Genomic DNA, 20,548 nt, shown 5'->3' on the forward strand with positions numbered 1-20,548 from the left:
ATAGCAATTACCAACCGCAACTTTTTAACGTTTTATTTGTGCTTGAGCCCAGAAAACCGCTTATAAACTTGCTATGAACCAGGTTAGTTAAATTAATTCCAGGATTATGAAAAACTTTACTCAAAACATTAAGATCATTCTAAACTTCTTTCCTTATTTATTAAAAATCATCTATTTTAAACCTTAATCATTAGCTAAAAAAAAGGCTTATATATTTGCAAACATGTTTACAGATATCTACAGCCCCATTCAGCAATTAAAGCATCCGCATCTTTCCCAATTATGGATCAAAAGAGATGATTTGATTGACCCCTATATTTCGGGGAACAAATGGCGTAAACTAAAATATTTATTATCAAAAGCAGGAGCCGAAAATAAGCAGCACCTGGTTACTTTTGGTGGCGCTTATTCCAACCACTTATTGGCTACCGCAGCGGCATCCTCCAGAGCAGGATTAAAATCTACGGCATTTGTCCGCGGAGAAACTGTGAAAAATGAAATGTTAATGCTTTGCCAACTTTTTGGAATGACATTGATCTTTGTCGACAGAGAAAGCTATAAAGATAAAACAAGCTTGTTCCAACTGCATTTTGGCGATGATCCAAATGCTTTCTTTATTGATGAAGGTGGTGCAAGCATGGAAGCTGTTACTGGCTGTGCAGAGATCATTAACGAATTACCTACCGACATTGACCATATTTTTTGTGCTGCAGGGACAGGGACTACCGCAGCAGGATTATTAAAAGGAATCCATGACCTGGGCTTAAAAACTACCTTACACGTGGTACCCGCATTAAAAGGCGGTGATTTCATTGCTGAAGAAATTTTCAAATACCTCGGCCATACTCATCAATTGAGCTTACATACAGATTATCATTTTGGTGGTTACGCGAAAACCAAACCTGAATTAATTGATTTCATGAAAAATTTCATCAGCAGTCAGGGGATATTAATTGATCCGGTATACACCGCAAAAATGATGTACGCCATCCAAGACCTCTCTAAGAAAGATTATTTTAAAAAAGAGGAGAAAATAGTTGCCCTTCACACCGGTGGCCTGATGGGAATCCTTGGTATGAAAGACAAATTCTTTTAATCCTGAGTACCTGAGCTAAGGTATACCCTTCCCAGATAAACGCTATCGGAAATTTCATTTCTATCGTCAGAAATAAAGGAGATATAAGTTTCTACAAAATCATCTTCGGGACTGATATTCCTATTCAGGGATTCAGCCATAGGTATCAGGTAGAGTTCCTCTTCCCCAACATTTCTTCTGTTTCCACTTAAAACACTAAAACTCCGCTCCCATTTAGGATGGTAAGCCAGCAGCATCACCTGATCTCTTTCATATTTTGCTTCCAGATCTGAGGCTACCCTCCATTGAAATTTCAAGTTTGGGTAAACGTATTCCACTACTGGCTGGTTTGCGACCGGCAAATCACCTTTACTCAGCAGCACCTTACTATAATCCAGCAGGAAATTCGGTTTTACTCCAGTAATTGCCTCTTTAATATTCCAGGAACTGGCCACATTTTGTGCGGTCTGACCTGTTCCCAATGCCGCAGTCCTAAAACCTACATTAATGAATTCTTTCGTATGGGAAATCAATTTTCTGCCCATTTGAAATTTCTTATTGACACTCAACTGTCCGGATGACCTTGGTTTTGTTGATTTTTTAGGTGCATTACGAACACAAGGTTTACCCAACCTGATATAGCCGACAACATTTCCTACTTTTCCTACAAAGGTGCCAAAGGCACCCCCTGTTACACTTCCCATAACGATAAAATTAAATGATTAATAACTACTTAAAATTAAACATAATTAACTACAAATTGATATATAATTCAATTATAAAATTGAATTTATACTGCTATTGTTTTGCTTTTCTTTTGCTCCGGTAATATAAGAGCAAAAGAAAAGCAAAACAGTAGCAAAACAATAGCAAAACAAATAGCGAATAAATCAGGATGCTGCCAGCACCGAACAAGGGAGGAAACCTGTTAAAAAACAGGGAAAATAAAATTTAAGATTAAGTTAACCCATCCCGATCCGTTTAACTTAAACAGCAGGTCATTTTGAAGGGTAAAAGATCAGATTTTAGATTTAGATGATTAGCGTGTTTTACTATGCCCGCTTCAAACTTTCCAGCAATTGCTCGTACAAGTCATCGCTGGTTGCTTTTTTAGGTTTGATCTTTTTAACGGTGGCCCTTTTCCCCTGGGCTTTCGCTTTAATGATCTTTAACAATTCGTTTGAATAGTCATTTTTAAAACTTTCGATGTTAAATGGCGCCGTATATTGCTTGATTAAGGCCATACCTACCGACAATTCCTTTGGCTTAATACTGACCTCATCTTTCGGTTTCAGCTCCTGAGTATCACGTATTTCTTCCTGAAACCGAATCTTGGTCACCACAATAATTCCATTCATCGGATGAATGACACATAGATTTTCATGATTACGCAATACAAAACGTGCTACGCCAGCCTTTTTCGACTTAACCAAAGCCTCTAATAGCAAGGCATATGCTTTTTTCCCTTGCATTTCAGGCTGGACATAATAAGAAGTTTCATAATAGACGGGGTTTATTTCCGCGAGATCAACGAAATTCTCAATTTCTATGACTTTTGTCTTTTCAGGCTTAACCTCCTCAAAATCATGATCATCCAACACAATATATTGATCATTCAATAAGTAACCTTTAACAATATGGTCAAAAGGCACCTCTTGTTGTGTTTTCTCGTTTACCCTTTTAAATTTGATATTGGCATGATCCCTTTCATCCAACATATCCAAATCCAGCGCACTACTTTGCACTCCTGAGAACAGTTTCACGGGGATATTTACTAAACCAAAACCAATAGCGCCTTTCCAGATCGATCTCATATATAAAATTTAAAGGTCCTCTTATTCAGGTTTATTTAAATAATACTGGTCAATCTGTTCTCCAACCTGATCAACCAATTCTTTGGCGATTAAACCTTCTGCACACCAAACCCGACCTTGTGCAGCCTCCTCCGTCCATACCAGGCCAATCGAATTCTCCTGGTCAAACAACGCGTATTTTGGCTCTTCCCGATCGGGAATCACTAATAACCTTTCCCATTGTCCTTCAATTAGCACCTGAATATCGAATGGCTCCCAGGGTTCTTCTATCTTTCCCATCGCATTATCTTTTATTTTAAAAATCAGGAATGATCCTGTTTCAATAACACTTCCTCGTTTTTATTGTTTTTAATAACGGTCATCAGGTCGATTCCTTTGCCCAGAACCGGTTTAAAAATATCCCCCATTTCATTTACTCTGGCCAGCGCATTGAAAATTGTAAAATCTTTCATTTGCAAACCTTTCTTTACTTCCTCCCAGTGTAAAGGCATAGACACGGTAGCACCGGGTTTAGGACGGAGTGAATAAGGGGCCGCGATGGTCGCATGCGATCTGTTTTGCAGGAAATCGAGGTACATTTTACCTTTCCGGTTGGCCACTACCCGCTCCAGACTGGTAAACTTTGGTATTTCGCGATTGACAAGCGTTACGATGATCCTGGCAAACTCCCTGCTCTGCTCATAAGTATATTTATTACCCATGGGGATATAAATATGTAAACCTGTGGAGCCGCTGGTTTTGCAATACGATGGCACACCCATCCCCTCCAAAACGGCCTTAGTCACCACTGCAGCCTCAATCACTTGCTCAAAAGAACTTTTACCGGGATCAAGATCAATGATACACCAGGTTGGGTGATCGGGTTTTTGAATGGTGCTACTCCAGGGATGCAACTCAATACAACCCAGACCAGCCATATAAAGCAAGGTAGCTTCATCATTACCCAAAAGAAAGTGTTTATCCGTATCATCACCTTCCGCATGGTACAGATAAGTCTTGGTCCAGTCGGGCACTTTATCTGTTACGTCTTTCTGGTAAAAACTTTTGCCTGTAATTCCATTGGGATAGCGATTTAAAGACTGTGGCCGATCTTTCAGGTATGGCAATATAAAAGGAGCCATCTGATGGTAATAATTGATCACATCACGCTTGCTGACTTTCTCCAGCGGCCAGAATATTTTATTTAGATTACTAAACTTCAAGGAGTGTCCATTGATTTGCTTCAGCTGTGTTTCTTCCTCAGGGTTCAGCAAATCTTCCGCAAGTCCTTTTTTCCCGGATTTCTTTTTTTCTGCTTCCATAATAGGATGATGAATCACTTGATTTATAGCTACTGGATTTTCCAGGAGTACTTCTTCAGGTCCCTTATCGCCTCTCATTCCTTCAAAAGAAGGATGCCTCATGACCCCATCAGCTGTCATTTCTGTAAAACTAACCTCACAAACCAATTCCGGCTTTAACCAGGTGGCTACAGCATTTGGAGGCTGATACTGGAAAGGACTCCGCTTATTCACATCTGGTTCCTCTGCAAACATCGGCGCTGCGATGATCAAGGGCTGAAATTGCAGCAGCAGTTCTTTTTGGGTTTTAAGACTAAAGCCCGTTCCGATCTTTCCGGTATACTTTAATTTTCCTTTCTCAAATACGCCTACCAGTAAGGAACTAAATGGCCTGGTGCTCCCTTCATTTTTCGTAAAACCAGCAATTACTACCTCCTGACGCTGATTCGCCTTAATCTTCAACCAATCCTGCGTCCGATCTCCAGGATGATACTTGCTGTCCATTCGCTTGGCCATGATTCCCTCCAAACCGGCTCGCTTCGCCGCATCCAAAAAAGCAATGCCTGAGGTTTCGAAATCCTTACTTAATAAAATGACTGAACTGGAAGGCAGTACTGCTGCAAGAATTGCTTTCCGATCCAGGAGCGATAATCCCCTGAGGTCGTAACCATCATACCAAAGTAGGTCAAAAACATAATAGCTTAAATCACCATCTGCTTCGCTACGCCAATGCTGTAAGGCCCCAAAATCAGCACTGCCCTTTTCATTTAAAACCACCACTTCACCGTCCAGAATGGCGCTTATCTTCCATGCTTTCAGTGCCTGATAGATGGGATAAAATTTCTCATTATAGGATTTATCATTGCGGGATTTTAATTCAACCTTAGATTGATCAAGAAAAGCCAGGGCACGATAACCGTCCCATTTAACTTCATAGAGCCATCCGCTTTGATCAAAAGGTTCGTCAACCAAGGTAGCCAACATGGGCTCAACCTGCTCAAAAAAAAGAGCTTTCATTGCTTTTTCAAGTAACCTCTGGAGCTTTTCCCCAGCCGGTTCGATATTGCTACTTTGATTTTTTAAGGCTTTACCAATTTTCTCAACATCAGGCTCCGCTGCTTTATCCTTTGGCCTTTTGGTCTTTCCATAAACCCGATCCGGCTGCTTTTCCATTTGCAGGATGCTTTTCCCGGAGATCACCGATTTATCTTTTAAAAGGATATCTGTTGTTTTCGCATACTTATCGTCCAGCTTCATCAATAACCAGGAATTATCTCCTTTGCCATAGGCTTTTACTAAGGCAAAAGCACCTTTCAATTTCTTTCCATTGAGTACAAAATGGAGCTTTCCATTTTGTAATTGATGTAGCATTTGTTTTTCCTGCGCTTTAAAATCAGCAGATTCCGGCTCAAAGGGCGTATACGTTCCTTCATCCCATACGATTACAGTCCCCCCTCCATACTGGCCTTTAGGGATTACACCTTCAAAATTCCGATAGTCATAGGGATGATCTTCCACCATCATCGCCAGTCGCTTGATTTCAGGATCCGTAGACGGACCTTTTGGAACGGCCCAACTTTTCAGGACACCCTCCATTTCTAAACGAAAATCATAATGAAGGTGGGAGGCAGCATGTTTTTGAACGACAAAGCGTAGGGTCTTTCCGCTACCTTTCCCTCCTTTAGGTTCAGGCGTCTCTTTAAAGGATCGTTTCTGCTGATATTCCCTAAGCCCCATCCATGATTGCTTTTAAAATTTAAATATTCGATTGGTCCACCACCTGCTCACTCAGTTTCCTTCCTTCTAAAGCCATACCGATGTTTATTAAAAACCTTGGAGCCACATGGTGATGATCGGCAGAACGCCAGGCCCCAGATTCAGCAATGATAAAAAAATTTGCACCGTTTGGATATTTAATCCGCATTCCATGCTTTCCCTGATAATGCTCAGCTTTGGCGTGCAGGCGTAACAATACACCTGTTCCAGGTTCTTTTACTTCAATTTGCATAATTATTGAGTTGAGTTAAAGACATTTTTCTTTAATCGGATCTTTAAATATTATTAATTGATTCAAATTACTGGGATTCAACGTCAAATCCCTTCGAGTTTATGCTATTCCTTAGCCATTAAAAACAAGTATAACAGAGAATAGTTTCTCCAAAATTCAAATTTCCAAAAACAACCATCCTACTGACCTACAACCCAATACATAAAATTAAAGAATAAAAAAAGACAAAAATATTTGCGTAGTCGAATAACTTCATTTAAATTAGTAGTCAAATAACTACATAATGAATTTAAGACGAGATGTATTTCAAGCCATAGCAGACCCAACAAGGAGAGCGATATTGGTTTTACTGGCTTCACAGTCGATGAGTGCCGGTGCCATAGCTGCCAATTTTGATTCTGCCAGACCAACGGTTTCAAAACATTTACAAATACTTACGGAATGTGAGTTACTGAAACAAGAGCAAACCGGAAGGGAAATTCACTATCATATCAATCCAGAAAAGATGAAAGAGGTGGCCGATTATATTGAGCCTTTCCGCAAAATGTGGGAAGAACGTTTCAACAAATTAGAAAACATCATGAAAGCCTATAAAAGCGAATAACATGGAACAGAAAACGAAAATTCATGCCGAAGAGGGCAAACAAGAATTAGTGATCACCAGGGAATTTGATTTACCACTGGAATTACTTTTCAAAGCTTATGTAGATCCGGAAATAGTCGCACAATGGATGGGAACGAAAGTGGTTGAACTGGCAAGTAAAAATCACGGCAATTACCGTTTTGAGACCAGCGATGCCACAGGTAAAGTAGTATTTCAAGCCAATGGGGTAATTCATAGCTGTATTCCGAACCAAAAAATCACCAGGACTTTCGAAATGGAAAACGCTCCTTTTGAAGTTCAGCTCGAATTCTTAACCTTTGAAAAACTCACAGAAAGCAGCAGCCAGCTTAGGATACAAATCCTTTACAAAACGGTTGAGCTAAGAAATCAAATGATGAAAATGGGCTTTGCGCCAGGCCTGAATATGGCACACAACCGCTTGCAGGACATCGTCAGCAAATTAAAATAAATAGCATGGAAAAGAATAGCAATAAAAAAGAATTGTCGGCCGCAAATCGTGAAGAGTTGCTGAACACCTTAAAAGAGCGGTTTGAGAAAAACAAGAATCGTCACAAAGGTATAACATGGGCTGAAGTACTAGCAAAGTTGGAAACTAATCCGGAAAAACTCTGGTCGCTCGATGAAATGGAGCTTTCTGGTGGTGAACCGGATGTGGTTGGTTACGACAATAATACAGCTGAATACATTTTCTATGATTGCGCAGCGGAAAGTCCTAAAGGTCGCCGGAGTCTTTGCTATGACTATGAAGCTTTAGCATCCAGGAAAGAACATAAGCCGAAAAATAATGCAATAGATGTGGCTACTGCAATGGGGATCGAGATTTTAACAGAAACAGATTACCGGGATTTACAAAAAATGGGTAAATTCGATTTGAAAACCTCGAGCTGGCTGAAAACACCTGCAGAGATCAGGGCACTAGGCGGTGCCATATTTGGGGATCGCCGCTACGATCATATTTTCAAATATCACAATGGCGCGGAATCTTACTATGCTGCCAGGGGATTCCGTGGTTCGTTAAGGGTTTAAATTTTCAAAAAAGCTAAAATTTATGACAACTGACCAAAGAAATCCCAAAGTAGATTTTTATTTTACTGAAGCCAGAAATTGGCAGCAAGAACTGGAACAGTTGAGGGGGATTGCGCTAGATTCCGGGCTTCATGAAGAATTGAAATGGGGTGTTCCTTGCTATAGTTTACATGGCAAAAACATCGTTTTAATCCATGATTTTAAGGAATATTGTGCGTTTCTATTTTTCAAAGGCGCCTTATTAAGTGATGCCAATGGCATTTTAATCCAGCAAACGGAAAATGTACAGGCTGCTCGTCAGGTTCGCTTCAGAAATGTAATGGAAATCTTAGAACAGAAAGCCATATTGAAAGCTTATATCTATGAAGCGATTGAAGTAGAGAAAGCAGGCTTAAAAGTGGATTTAAAAAAGACCACCGCATTCCCTATTGCCGCTGAGTTTGAACATAAACTGAAAGAGATACCAGCACTAAAAATTGCATTCGAAGCCTTGACACCAGGACGGCAACGCGCTTACTTACTTCATTTTGCTGCCCCAAAACAATCCAAAACCAGGGAATCAAGGGTGGAGAAATGTATCCCACAGATTCTTAATGGAAAGGGTTTAAAAGATGAAATTCTAAAAACTATTAAATAGGCTACTGAATTTAAAAACAATTAGAAAAAGACAACTGTAAAGCATAAAGAGACTTAACTCATACATTCATTGAATAATATTTGTTATTTTTGTAGCATGGCAAAGGTAAACAGTAGTAAACAAGTTCCTAAAGGAGTGAGATTAAAATGGGCTTCATTAAAAGAAGCTACATCTGTTAAGCTATCTTCTGATGCTATCCGCGGGACCCGGTCTTCTTCGAATGGTAAATTTGTGACAAGGTATTCAGGGTCAGGTCAATTTATTGAAAAGACAGCTGAGAGAATCCAAAATAACAATTCTAACGGAAATTTACTTATCCCTTGACCTTCCAATATCCTGGTTATCCGTTAGTCTTTATTCAAAAACAACCTTGCAGAGATGCCTCAGCGCATTTATTTACCCTCATTTATAAGTTCTATTCTCCCATCACAAAGCTCAAATATATATTACGGGCGGATTATCATGAACACGATATTTTCGGTATTAAATTCTATGCATCCTGTCATAAAAAAAGTGAGCATAAATATTCCAAAATAACAAATAAAGGTGATGTAGGAAATATACTTATTAGTTGCCTGAATGTGATCCCCATCATACTTAAGGATTATCCGGATTCCTCATTTGGATTCATTGGTGCCAGAACCATTGATTTTGCCTCAAAAACAGTAGAGGATTATAAAAACACCCAACGTTTCCGGGTTTATAAAGAAGTAGTACCTTATAAAATAGGTCCAAAAACCTTTGAACACATAGAGTATGCAGACATTAGCGGTTATTTATTGATCAACAGAAACTCCGGTAATATTGATAAAAAAGAAAGAAACCTGATTAATATGTTCACACTTACTTATCAAGACTTGTTGGACATATAATTTTTTCTATTCCTTCCCCGCCCTGCGCCATGCGAACCATCCACCTAAAGGGCTTAAAAGATGAAATTCTAAAAACTATTAAATAGGCTTCTGAATTCAAAACCAATAAAAAAAAGACGGAATCTTTTTAAAAAAAACAACAGAATCTAATAGACCAAAAGTCGATCTATACCAAAATCATACTTTAAACGATTTAAAGTATGATTTTACCTTTTTTCTCCAAAAACCGCCTGCATTTGTTTCTTTGGCACATTTCATTACATTTGATTAAACCAAAATAAAGCACTATGTATCAACTAACTGTAGGTCCGGATCAGGTAAATGAGACTTTAAGCAAACATATTTTAGCGGATGGCTTCGACCTCACCTATGATATAGAAAAAAGCCAGGGTGCTTACATCTACGATTCAAAATACAAACGAAATTTACTGGATTTCTTCACTTGTTTTGCATCTGTTCCCTTGGGATATAACCATCCTAAAATGATCAATGATGAAGCATTCAAGAAGAACTTATTGTTGGCTGCATTGTCCAACCCTTCCAATTCTGATGTATACACGCAGCAGTATGCCCAATTTGTAGCTACATTTTCAAATGTCGGGATTCCTTCCTACCTTCCGCATGCCTTTTTCATTGCCGGTGGAGCCTTAGCGGTAGAAAATGCGATTAAAGTAGCGATGGACTGGAAAGTTCAAAAGAACTTTGCCAGGGGATACAAGGAAGAGAAAGGTTTTAAAGTACTTCATTTTGAGAAAGCCTTCCATGGCCGATCGGGTTATACACTCAGTTTAACGAATACCTTGCCAGATAAAACCAAATGGTTCGCTAAGTTCGACTGGCCAAGAGTATCTGTGCCAACAGTTAAATTCCCGCTGCAGGACGAAAACCTAAAAAATGCAATTTCGACGGAAGAAGCTTCCATTGTACAGATTAAGCAGGCTTTTGCAGAAAATAAAGATGAGATCTGTGCGATCATTGTGGAGCCGATTCAATCAGAAGGCGGTGATAATCATTTGCGGGAGGAGTTTCTGATTCAGTTGAAAACCCTTGCCGATGAAAACGAAGCTTTTTTGATTTATGATGAGGTGCAAACTGGTGTAGGCTTAACGGGTAAATTCTGGTGTCATCAGCATTACAGTGAAAAAGCACGTCCGGATATTCTTGCCTTCGGGAAAAAGATGCAGATTTGCGGAATTCTGGTGGGTGATAAAGTGGATCAAATAGAATCTAATGTGTTCCATGTTCCTTCAAGAATCAATTCCACCTGGGGCGGTAACCTGGTAGACATGGTGCGTTCTACACAGATTTTACAGATCCTTGAGGAAGATCAGCTTTGCAATAATGCCACAGTTGTAGGTCAATATCTGAAAGAAAACCTGGCACAATTTGCCCAAAAATATGATAAGGTAACCAATGTAAGGGGAAAAGGCTTACTTTGTGCTTTTGACTTCCCAAGCAAAGAGATGCGCAATGCTTTCATCCAAAAAGGAATGGAAAACAATGTGATGTTTTTAGGTTGTGGAAACCAAACCATCCGTTTCAGACCATCACTCTGCATAGAAAAAAAGCATATCGATGAAGGAATGGAGGTGATGCATAAAATTTTACCAACTTTATAATGCGTAATAAAAAGTTTAATATTTTTCTGAGTGTAGTGATTTTAGTGTTAGTAGGATGGATGATGAAGGGCACCTTTACCCAACCGGGGATTGACGATCTGAAGGGAGAGTTTACCGAGGTGGCACATTACCGGAACGAAAACAATACCGGCCCGATACAATACGTATTTACGGTGACGGTAAAAGACACGTTATGGTCTGAAATGGAGACTTATGGTAATTTCAAACCCCACCATAAAGGGGGAAATACCAAGGTTTACTTCTTCATGAAAGGCTCAACTGTCCCAAATCAACTGAGCCCGGGAAAAGTAAACTTTGACCCTACTTATAATGGTGCTTGTATTGCCCTTTACGAAAAAACTGCGATGGGCAATACAAGCTTAACCAAATACCCTTTTAAATAGAAAAAAGGGCTTTCCTATCCTATTATACAAAGGCAGAAAAACCAGTGATGGCTCTGCCTACAATTAAAGTGTTGATCTCTTTGGTCCCTTCATAAGAATAAATTGCTTCCGCATCTGCAACGAAACGCGCCACATCATACTCTAATAAAATCCCATTTCCGCCCATCACTTCCCTTGCCCTGCTCACCACATCTCTGGTTCGCATCGAACAAAACACTTTCGCTAAAGAAGCATGCTCGTCGGTTAACAGGTTTTGATCCTGAAGCTGCGACAAGCGGAAACAAAGTGTCTGCATGGCCGTCAGATTAGACAGCATTTCCACCAAGTGGTTCTGAATCAATTGAAAAGAAGCAATCGGTTTACCGAACTGTTTCCTGGTGCGGGTATAATGTAAGGCACTTTCATAAGCTCCCCTGGCACAGCCTACCGCCTGCCAGGCCACTCCTGCCCTGGTCATCTTCAGCACCTTGGCTGTGTCTTTAAAGGAATTCGCATTTTGAAGGCGATCTTCTTCCGCTACCTCACAATTGGTCAAGGTGATCAATCCGTTTTGCACAATTCTAAGCGCCATTTTATCCATCATCTTCTCTACCGCAAAACCTTTCGTCCCTTTCCTAACCAAAAAGCCTTTTACTTCCTGGTCGTCCAGGTCTCTGGCCCAGATAATGGTGACATCAGAAAAAGTCGCATTGCCGATCCATTTCTTCTGCCCATTTAAAATCCATTTGTTACCCTGACGTTTTGCGGTAGTGGTTAAACCTCCAGCAACCCCAGAACCAACTTCCGGCTCCGTTAAGCCGAAAGCGCCAATAGTTTTCATCTGCTGCATTCCCGGCAACCATTCTTCTTTCTGTGCTTCAGAACCGAGCAAATAGATAGAGCCCATGGCCAAGCCACTTTGCACCCCAAAAAAGGTGGACATAGAAGTATCTACTCTGGCCATTTCCATCGCCAGTATCCCTTCCATTAAATTTGATTTATTGGGACAGCCGTAGCCCTTGTAGGTCAGGCCGCAGATATTGAGCGCTGCAATACCTGGAATCAGCTCAAAAGGAAACTCTGCTTTCAGCCAATATTTATTGACTACCGGCTTCACTTCTCTTTCCAGGAAATCGCGGACTTTAAGCTGTAAAGCCCGGTCTTCTTCTTTTAACGCCTCCTCACCAAGGTGGTAAAAATCACCTTCAATAGCTGGAAGCTCCCGATGTTTATGTGGTGTTCCAATCATTTTCATGAGCCCTTGCAATTGCGTTTCATCAAGATTGGATACCGAATCTACAATTTTAGTCAGGTCTACCTTTTTAGAAAGGGACTCCAGCTTTTGGAAGTCTACACTTTTGAATAGTGTATAGGCATTTTTAAGGGAAGAAAATATATTCGACATATTTTGCGTTTTCTTTTAAAAACAGCAAAAAGTTGATTTTGTTAGTTATGGAGGAAGATCCAACTTTTAGAAGCGGATGAAAACGACATTTTGAAGCGGAAATCACTGGATACCGGAAAGCAAAAAAGTCCCTTCCATAAAAAGGAAAGGACCTTTGACATTGAAAGGAAAGACCTCTTGCCTGAAAATATTAGCTTAAATTGAAAAGGTCATTTACGCCCAGCAATTTACGGGAAGTAAAGCCTTCCCCATAAGTGGCTCCAATAGATTTACCGAACTCGCGAGCCCGACCAATTACGCTATCGAAGAACTCCGGTGAGGAGATATAAGTTTCCTGTTCCTCATGATCAGGATTAAAAAACTGTGTTTTAAATGCTTTGATCGAGTCTATTTTCGTCTGAATGAAAGGGGTAATGTCAATAATGATATCAGGTTCAATGTATCGATCCTGAATATACTGCAGGATCAACCTTGGTCTCCATGCTTCCTGTGCTACCCCATCGATTTCAGTATGAATTTTAGGTAGGCCAGATAAGAAGCAGGCGTCATTACTCAAATCTCCTGCACGCCCATGATCAGGGTGTCTATCATGCAAGGCATTCGTTAAAATAATTTCCGGTTGATATTTACGGATCATTTTGATGATAGCCAGGCGATGTTCTTCATCATTGGTAAAGAAACCGTCTCTGAAACGAAGATTCTCGCGGGCATGGATTCCTAATATTTTAGCGGAATCTGCAGCTTCCTCATCTCTGATTTCTGCGGAGCCACGGGTGCCCAGCTCTCCTCGGGTAAAATCAATAATTCCTACTTTTTTACCGAGGGCAATGTGTTTTGCAATTGTTCCCGAACAGCCTAATTCTGCATCGTCCGGGTGAACGGCAAGGACTAATATATCTAATTTCATACGTTTAAAATTGTTGCGCCTATTATCCCAGTCGCTGGATCTTCTTCTTTATTTTGTTGGATAATGGTTTGGTAAAAGGATAGAAATAGTCGACCACTTCTCCCTGTTTATTGATTAAATATTTGTGGAAGTTCCATCTTGGCGTAGAGGACACCTGTCCATTGAGTTTTTTATCCCCAAGAAATTTAAACAGTGGATGGGCATGTTCCCCCCTGACCATCGTCTTCTCAAAAACAGGAAATTCTACCCCATAATTTAGCTCACAGAACTCCTGAATTCCGGCACCTTCTAAAGGCTCTTGTCTGCCGAAATCATTGGAAGGAAAGGCCAGCACCTCAAAATCCTGCGCTTTCAGCTCTTCCCTTAACTCCTGTAATTCCTTGAGCTGAGGTGCAAAACCACAAGCCGAAGCAATGTTGACAATTAATAAGTTTTTATCTTTATAATCGGAAAGGTTCTTTTCTGTTCCATTGATCAATTTTACCTTAAACTGGTGTATACTTTTTGGTTGATCCGACATATTTTATTGGTAAAACCCGGAAGAAAGAATGATGGCTTCAATGTCCCGTTCTTCCGATGGGTTGTATTTACTTTTTAGGTTATGGCCAACTACTCTGGCTACTGATTGATATAAAAAGGCGGTGACACCTCCTTTGGTTTCTTTTACAATTTCATAAGTGGTACGTCCTACTTCACGGTCGATCAGCTTTGTTAAAATCTGTCCCTGTGAAATTGTCAACTCTTTAATCTCGCGATTAAACATGTCTTTAATCTCTTGATCACACTGTTTAACGAGAATTTTTTGTGATTTTTTATCGGTTGCCAATGCCAGGTCTTTTTCCAGTTGCTCATATCTGCGTTTTGCAAAAAGCGCATAAGGCATTACCTTCATCACATTATAACGCAATCGGTTATAGGCTGCACGATCTTCAGGACTCTTAAACAGGCGCGTCGCAGAAATCACGACTTCCTGAAGTGAAATCCATGGAATCATGACCCCGTTATCATTTGTACCCGCTACACGGATGGTGTCATTTTTTCCCAATACCGGATATATCACGCCTCCACCGCTCGTCTGCGCTTTCGCAGAACCAGCTGTAATCATGACAATTGACAGAAAAAACAACCTATAAAATTTCATAAATTTATACCTCTTCAGTAAAGGCTAATTTAATATATTACTTTGATTACAATCTAAGATAAAGTTTTCAAGAATAAAGCTTATCATCCTGACGTAAATTATGCAAATGAAATGCCAAGGATCATTCCACAAAAATGACCGGTTAAGAACGAAAAAGAAATAACGCTAAGAGAAACTTAAAATTGGATGAATTATTGTGTATGTCAATAGGATCTTTACAAAAAGCTTATATTAACGAAAGTATAGGGGTAATAAACTAGCATTTTAGTAAAATTTTAGGTTCATTTGCCATGAGAAGCGCGATCCATAACCGATAACATTACCGAAAAACAAACGAGAGATTGATGAAGAACACACTAGTGATTGATTTAGAAGCAGAGAAGCAAGAGATATTGAAGCGATACCGTGCGCTTTTGCGTGCCTGTAAGCCAACACTTCAAAGGGGGGATAAAAAAGAAATCAGAAAAGCATTTGATATGGCCTTAGAAAGTCATAAAAACATGCGTAGGAAATCTGGTGAGCCTTATATTTACCACCCTATTGCTGTTGCGCAGATTGCAGCAGAAGAGATCGGATTAGGAACCACTTCGATTGTATGCGCATTATTGCATGATGTAGTAGAAGATACAGACATCACACTGGAAGATATTGAACGTGAATTTGGCAAAAAAACCGCCAAAATCATTGATGGTCTGACCAAAATATCTGGTGTTTTTGATTACAACAGCTCTTTACAGGCGGAGAATTTCCGCAAGATGTTGTTGACACTGGCGGATGACGTTCGGGTAATTCTGATCAAATTGGCCGATCGTTTACACAACATGCGTACGATGGACTTTATGCCCAGACATAAGCAGTTGAAAATCGCCTCAGAAACCATTTACCTTTACGCCCCCCTGGCTCACCGTCTGGGATTATATGCCATAAAATCTGAGCTGGAAGATCTTTCCATGAAATATCTGGAGCCAGACACTTATAAATACATAGCTACCCAATTGAATGAGAAAAAGGCCGAAAGGACTTTATTTATCAAAAGATTTGTGGAGCCGATCAATGAAATTCTGGCGGAACAAGGATTGACGGCCGATATTTATGGTCGCCCGAAATCCATCCATTCCATCTGGAACAAGATGAAAAGTAAAAACATTCCTTTTGAGGAAGTGTACGACCTTTTCGCCATCAGGATCATTCTGGACAGTGCGCCGGAAAATGAAAAAGCAGATTGCTGGAAAGCTTATTCGATTGTAACCGATTTATACCGTCCAAATCCAGACCGTCTGCGCGACTGGGTTTCTTCCCCTAAAGGAAACGGTTATGAATCCCTGCATACCACCGTAATGGGCCCTAAAGGCCAATGGGTGGAAGTTCAGATCCGTACACAACGGATGAATGAGATTGCGGAAAAAGGATTTGCAGCACACTGGAAGTATAAAGAATCCAGCAATGACAATGGGCTTGACCAATGGATCATGAAGGTAAGGGAAATGTTGAACAACCCGGAAGCGAATGCTTTAGACTTCCTGGATGATTTCAAAATGAACCTCTTCTCGGATGAGATTTTCATTTTCACGCCAAAAGGAGCTTTGCTTCAATTGCCATTAGGTGCCACTGCATTAGACTTTGCCTTCGAAATCCATACCGATGTTGGTGCCAAATGTATTGGGGCAAAAGTGAACCACAAACTGGTTCCTTTGTCTTATAAATTACAGAATGGAGACCAGGTAGAGATCATCACCTCGAGCAAACAGACGCCAAAAGAAGATTGGCTGAACATTGTGGTGACGGCAAAGGCTAAATCTAAAATCAAGTCTTCGCTAAAAGAGGAAAAAAGGAAAATTGCTGATCAGGGTAAGGAAACTTTGGAGCGTAAGTTGAAATCGTTAAAAATCACCTACAATACGGACAACCTGAACAAGCTGACTTACTTCTTTAAACTTCCTTCTACACAGGAGCTTTTCATTGCTGTTGCCAAAGGGAAAATTGAGTTGAAAGACCTGAAAGATTACCTGGCCAGTGAAAAAGAGATTGAAAACAGAGGTTCTTCTGAGAAAAGCGACAATCAAAAGATTGAAGCATTACTCAACAAAGTAAAGGGACCGGAGTCTGATATTCTTTTAATTGGTGAAGACCTGCAAAAGATCGACTACACGCTTGCTGCTTGTTGTAATCCGATTCCTGGTGATGACGTTTTTGGTTTTGTAACCGTGAATGAGGGGATCAAAATCCACCGGACCAATTGCCCGAATGCTGCACAGCTGATGGCCAATTATGGGTACCGAATCATCAAAGCCAAATGGAACCGTCAGCAGGAACTCACATTCTTAACCGGATTACATATTATTGGAATCGATGACGTAGGTTTGATCAATAATATCACCAAGGTAATTTCCGGAGATTTCAAGGTAAACATGCGTTCTATTACTGTCGACACAGATAATGGCATCTTTGATGGCTCAATTATGGTCTATGTAAATGATAAAGAACACTTAGACAACCTGATTAAAAATCTATTGGAAGTAAAAGGTGTAACAGCTGTTACCCGTTTCGATGCCTAAAAAAACGAATAAAACATACAGGTTTATATAAAAATTGGTACCTTTGAAAGGAGTTTAAAAACTATGTCTACAAACCACAACAGCGAGTTAGTAAGAAAAATATTCGAAGCTTACCTCGAAAATAAGAGTCTGAGAAAAACACCGGAACGTTTTGCCATCTTAGAAGAAATATATTCCAGAGATGACCATTTCGATGTAGAGACCCTCTATATCCACATGAAAAACCAAAAATATCGTGTTAGCAGAGCTACTGTATACAACACTTTAGAGTTATTGGTTTCCTGTGACTTGGTGACTAAACATCAGTTTGGTAAAAACATGGCGCAGTTTGAGAAATCTTACGGCTACCATCAGCATGACCATATCATTTGTATTGACTGCGGGAAAGTAGTAGAATTTTGCGATCCGCGCATTCATCAAATCCAAAGTATGGTTGGTGAACTGCTGAAGTTTGAAATTAAACACCACTCACTGAATCTTTATGGCGTTTGTTTCGATTGCACTGCAAAAAATGCGATGAACAATCAGAATAGCGAAATAAAACATGCAAGTTAACATATCCAATTTATAATATTCAAATTTAAATAATGACGCAAGTAGACGTGCTTCTGGGCCTGCAATGGGGCGATGAAGGCAAGGGAAAAATTGTTGATGTATTAAGTCCTCAATATGATTTGATAGCTCGTTTTCAAGGCGGTCCGAATGCCGGACATACTTTAGAGTTTGATGGCAAAAAGTTCGTTTTAAATACCATTCCATCAGGTATTTTCAACGAAAAAACAATGAATCTTATTGGTAATGGTGTGGTTATTGACCCGATCATTCTAAAAAGAGAGTTAGACAACCTTAGAGCTGCCGGACATGATCCGATTGCAACAGGGAAATTGGTTATTGCCCGTAAAGCGCATTTGATTTTGCCAACGCACCAATTATTGGATGCTGCAAATGAGCAAAGAATGGGTAAGGACAAAATCGGTTCTACACTAAAAGGTATTGGTCCAACTTATATGGACAAAACCGGTCGTAATGGATTAAGAGTAGGTGATACTACCCTTCCTGATTTCAAGGAACGTTACAACAAATTGGTAGAGAAACATAAAGAGATTCTTTCTCATTATGAATTCGAATACGATCTAACTGAAAAAGAAGCTGCATTCTTTGAAGCAATTGAGTTTATCAAAAGCATTCCTCATGTAGATAGTGAGCATTATGTAAATGGCTTCCTTAAAGCAGGAAAGAAAGTATTGGCAGAAGGTGCACAAGGTACATTATTGGACATCGACTTCGGTTCTTATCCATTTGTAACTTCTTCTAACACAACTACTGCTGGTGCTTGTACTGGTTTAGGTATTGCACCTAACAAAATCGGCAATGTATACGGTATCTTCAAAGCTTACTGTACACGTGTTGGTGGTGGTCCATTCCCAACAGAACTGGATGACGAAGTTGGTGAAAACCTTCGTCAGGTGGGTCATGAATTCGGTGCAACAACAGGCCGTGCCCGTCGTTGCGGATGGATTGATATCCCTGCATTAAAATATGCAATCATGCTAAATGGCGTTACTGAATTGATCATGATGAAAGCAGACGTATTGGATGGTTTTGATACCATTTACGCTTGTACTCATTATGAGCACAATGGTGAAACTATTGATTATATGCCATACGACATCATTTCTGTAAAACCTACGCCAGTTTTAAAAGCGATCGCAGGTTGGAAAACTGATGTAACCAAAATTAATAAAGTAGAAGAAATTCCTGCAAACCTTGCAGCTTACATTACTTTCCTGGAGAAAGAATTGGAAGTACCAGTAAAATATCTTTCTGTTGGACCAGATAGAGTTCAAACGTTAGAATTGATCTAGAAATTATTTTCTATTATAGGGAAGGCGGCCATTGGCCGCCTTTTTTTATAGGCTGTTTTCCGTTACCTTTGCAACGAAATGAGCCATCTGGAATTATCGTTATTTAAAAGTAAAGCCTTGCACTGGGCCAATACTTTTGACATCTGCTGCTGTTTAGACTCCAACAATTATACAGACCCTTACGGGAAATTTGATTTTGTCATTGCTGCAGGTGCCACACAGGTGCTTTCTAAGGAAATTGGTGGTGCTTTTGAGGCTTTGCAAGCTTTCTATGAAACGCATAAAACCTGGATGTTCGGTTTATTCAGCTATGACCTGAAGAACGAACATGAGCAGCTGCAATCCAATCATGCGGACTTCCATCAATTCCCTGCCTTATTTTTCTTTGTCCCTCAATATTTGATCGCCTGGAAAGATGGTCAGGCACAAGTCATCCTCGGAGATCCAGAAATCCTCGAAGAAATAGCGAATTTTGATGTTCCAGTGGCAAAAACCTGTGCTCCTTTGAATATCCAGGCTTCCATGGATAAAAACAGCTATTTAGAAAAGATCAAACAGCTGCATCAGCACATCAGCAGGGGCGATATTTACGAAGTTACTTATTGCCAGGAGTTCTTTGCTGAAAACGCAGAGATTGACCCCTTACATGTATTTGAACAGCTCAATTTGCTGTCCCCTACCCCATTTGCAGGATATTTCAAAATTAACGATCAATACATCCTTTCTGCCAGTCCGGAAAGGTTTCTTTGCAAACGAAGCAACAAGTTGATCTCTCAGCCGATTAAAGGGACTGCCAAACGCAGTAAAGAGGCTCTGGCCGATGAACAGATCAAACAGGCACTCAGTGAAAATATAAAAGAACAAGCGGAGAATGTAATGATTGTGGACCTGGTTCGCAATGACCTCACAAAAAGCGCCTTGAAAGGAAGTGTAAAAGTGGAGGAACTTTTCGGCATTTATAGCTTTCCACAGGTACATCAGATGATTTCTACCATCAGCTGTGAGCTCGACCCGGACTTACATTTTATCGCCGCCATCAAGAACACCTTTCCGATGGGCTCTATGACAGGTGCGCCAAAGATCCGGGCAATGGAACTGATAGAAAAGTATGAATTAAGTAAAAGAGGAGCTTATTCTGGCTCTTTCGGCTATATCAGTCCGGAGGGGGAGTTCGATTTCAATGTGATCATCCGCAGCATCCTTTATCAGGAAAGCAATAAACACTTGTCTTTCCAGGTTGGTGGCGCCATCACTTACGCGGCGAACGCAAATGATGAATATGAAGAATGTATGTTAAAGGCATCCGCCATTATCCAAACCTTATCCCTTTAATAAT

21 protein-coding genes are annotated in these 20,548 nt (G+C 40.1%); 12 read left to right on the forward strand and 9 right to left on the reverse strand.

Translation table 11 applies throughout. From position 1 onward, the window contains the following. Positions 1 to 223 precede the first annotated feature (223 nt). A complete protein-coding gene (locus GM920_RS18390) occupies positions 224 to 1,096 on the forward strand; it encodes a 1-aminocyclopropane-1-carboxylate deaminase/D-cysteine desulfhydrase (protein ID WP_182960179.1) in 873 nt (290 codons plus the stop codon). Here the strand turns inward: GM920_RS18390 and GM920_RS18395 are convergent. The 5 genes from GM920_RS18395 to GM920_RS18415 form a co-directional block, all read right to left on the reverse strand. After that, complete coding sequence (locus GM920_RS18395; protein WP_182960181.1) at positions 1,093 to 1,779, reverse strand: DUF6266 family protein; 687 nt, start codon at positions 1,777 to 1,779, stop codon at positions 1,093 to 1,095. The two genes, GM920_RS18390 and GM920_RS18395, sit on opposite strands and share 4 nt — an antisense overlap. 348 nt (positions 1,780 to 2,127) lie before the next feature. Further along, on the reverse strand, positions 2,128 to 2,889 hold the full coding sequence (gene ku, locus GM920_RS18400; RefSeq protein WP_182960183.1) for a non-homologous end joining protein Ku: 762 nt from the start codon (positions 2,887 to 2,889) through the stop codon (positions 2,128 to 2,130). Between the two features lie 21 nt (positions 2,890 to 2,910). Then, on the reverse strand, positions 2,911 to 3,168 hold the full coding sequence (locus GM920_RS18405) for a hypothetical protein (RefSeq protein ID WP_182960185.1): 258 nt from the start codon (positions 3,166 to 3,168) through the stop codon (positions 2,911 to 2,913). 23 nt (positions 3,169 to 3,191) lie between these two features. Beyond that, the gene (gene ligD / locus GM920_RS18410; protein WP_182960187.1) at positions 3,192 to 5,906 is read right to left on the reverse strand and encodes a DNA ligase D; all 2,715 of its coding nucleotides are present in this window, start codon (positions 5,904 to 5,906) and stop codon (positions 3,192 to 3,194) included. A gap of 19 nt (positions 5,907 to 5,925) precedes the next feature. Continuing rightward, the gene (locus tag GM920_RS18415; protein WP_182960188.1) at positions 5,926 to 6,177 is read right to left on the reverse strand and encodes a hypothetical protein; all 252 of its coding nucleotides are present in this window, start codon (positions 6,175 to 6,177) and stop codon (positions 5,926 to 5,928) included. Positions 6,178 to 6,460: 283 nt separating this feature from the next. Between GM920_RS18415 and GM920_RS18420 the strand changes: the two genes are divergently transcribed. The 7 genes from GM920_RS18420 (at position 6,461) to GM920_RS18450 (ending at position 11,360) form a co-directional block, all read left to right on the forward strand. Then, positions 6,461 to 6,781 carry an ArsR/SmtB family transcription factor gene (locus GM920_RS18420; protein WP_182960190.1) on the forward strand — a complete coding sequence of 107 codons (321 nt, stop codon included), beginning with the start codon at positions 6,461 to 6,463 and terminating at the stop codon, positions 6,779 to 6,781. Between the two features lies 1 nt (position 6,782). Next, positions 6,783 to 7,250, forward strand: a complete 468-nt coding sequence (locus GM920_RS18425; protein WP_182960192.1) for an SRPBCC family protein — start codon at positions 6,783 to 6,785, stop codon at positions 7,248 to 7,250. A 5-nt stretch (positions 7,251 to 7,255) separates the two neighbouring features. Next, a complete protein-coding gene (locus GM920_RS18430) occupies positions 7,256 to 7,828 on the forward strand; it encodes a DUF4256 domain-containing protein (protein ID WP_182960194.1) in 573 nt (190 codons plus the stop codon). 22 nt (positions 7,829 to 7,850) lie between these two features. Further along, positions 7,851 to 8,465 carry a YdeI/OmpD-associated family protein gene (locus GM920_RS18435; RefSeq protein ID WP_182960196.1) on the forward strand — a complete coding sequence of 205 codons (615 nt, stop codon included), beginning with the start codon at positions 7,851 to 7,853 and terminating at the stop codon, positions 8,463 to 8,465. A gap of 581 nt (positions 8,466 to 9,046) precedes the next feature. Further along, positions 9,047 to 9,337 (forward strand): hypothetical protein, encoded by a 291-nt coding sequence (locus tag GM920_RS18440; protein ID WP_182960198.1) that lies wholly within the window; start codon positions 9,047 to 9,049, stop codon positions 9,335 to 9,337. Between the two features lie 287 nt (positions 9,338 to 9,624). Next, on the forward strand, positions 9,625 to 10,956 hold the full coding sequence (gene lat, locus GM920_RS18445; protein WP_182960199.1) for an L-lysine 6-transaminase: 1,332 nt from the start codon (positions 9,625 to 9,627) through the stop codon (positions 10,954 to 10,956). After that, entirely contained in the window at positions 10,956 to 11,360 is a 405-nt protein-coding gene (locus GM920_RS18450; protein ID WP_182960201.1) for a hypothetical protein, read from the forward strand. Before lat ends, GM920_RS18450 begins: the two co-directional genes overlap by 1 nt. 22 nt (positions 11,361 to 11,382) lie before the next feature. Here GM920_RS18450 and GM920_RS18455 read toward each other — a convergent pair whose 3' ends face one another. The 4 genes from GM920_RS18455 to GM920_RS18470 form a co-directional block, all read right to left on the reverse strand. After that, positions 11,383 to 12,744, reverse strand: coding sequence for an acyl-CoA dehydrogenase family protein (locus GM920_RS18455; protein WP_182960203.1), 1,362 nt, complete (start codon positions 12,742 to 12,744; stop codon positions 11,383 to 11,385). A 190-nt stretch (positions 12,745 to 12,934) separates the two neighbouring features. Further along, positions 12,935 to 13,651 (reverse strand): bacillithiol biosynthesis deacetylase BshB1, encoded by a 717-nt coding sequence (gene bshB1 / locus GM920_RS18460; protein WP_182960205.1) that lies wholly within the window; start codon positions 13,649 to 13,651, stop codon positions 12,935 to 12,937. Between the two features lie 22 nt (positions 13,652 to 13,673). Next, positions 13,674 to 14,171, reverse strand: a complete 498-nt coding sequence (locus GM920_RS18465) for a glutathione peroxidase (RefSeq protein WP_182960207.1) — start codon at positions 14,169 to 14,171, stop codon at positions 13,674 to 13,676. Between the two features lie 3 nt (positions 14,172 to 14,174). Further along, positions 14,175 to 14,792, reverse strand: coding sequence for a DUF4294 domain-containing protein (locus tag GM920_RS18470; protein ID WP_182960208.1), 618 nt, complete (start codon positions 14,790 to 14,792; stop codon positions 14,175 to 14,177). Positions 14,793 to 15,136: 344 nt separating this feature from the next. Between GM920_RS18470 and GM920_RS18475 the strand changes: the two genes are divergently transcribed. The 4 genes from GM920_RS18475 (at position 15,137) to GM920_RS18490 (ending at position 20,544) form a co-directional block, all read left to right on the forward strand. Further along, positions 15,137 to 17,347, forward strand: coding sequence for a RelA/SpoT family protein (locus GM920_RS18475; protein WP_182960210.1), 2,211 nt, complete (start codon positions 15,137 to 15,139; stop codon positions 17,345 to 17,347). A 63-nt stretch (positions 17,348 to 17,410) separates the two neighbouring features. Continuing rightward, positions 17,411 to 17,902 (forward strand): Fur family transcriptional regulator, encoded by a 492-nt coding sequence (locus tag GM920_RS18480; protein ID WP_182960211.1) that lies wholly within the window; start codon positions 17,411 to 17,413, stop codon positions 17,900 to 17,902. Positions 17,903 to 17,934: 32 nt separating this feature from the next. Then, a complete protein-coding gene (locus GM920_RS18485; RefSeq protein WP_182960213.1) occupies positions 17,935 to 19,212 on the forward strand; it encodes an adenylosuccinate synthase in 1,278 nt (425 codons plus the stop codon). A gap of 78 nt (positions 19,213 to 19,290) precedes the next feature. Further along, a complete protein-coding gene (locus GM920_RS18490; protein ID WP_182960215.1) occupies positions 19,291 to 20,544 on the forward strand; it encodes an anthranilate synthase component I family protein in 1,254 nt (417 codons plus the stop codon). Positions 20,545 to 20,548: the final 4 nt, after the last annotated feature.

Origin of the sequence: Pedobacter gandavensis, assembly GCF_014172405.1 — a bacterium.
GTDB classification, from domain to species: domain Bacteria; phylum Bacteroidota; class Bacteroidia; order Sphingobacteriales; family Sphingobacteriaceae; genus Pedobacter; species Pedobacter gandavensis.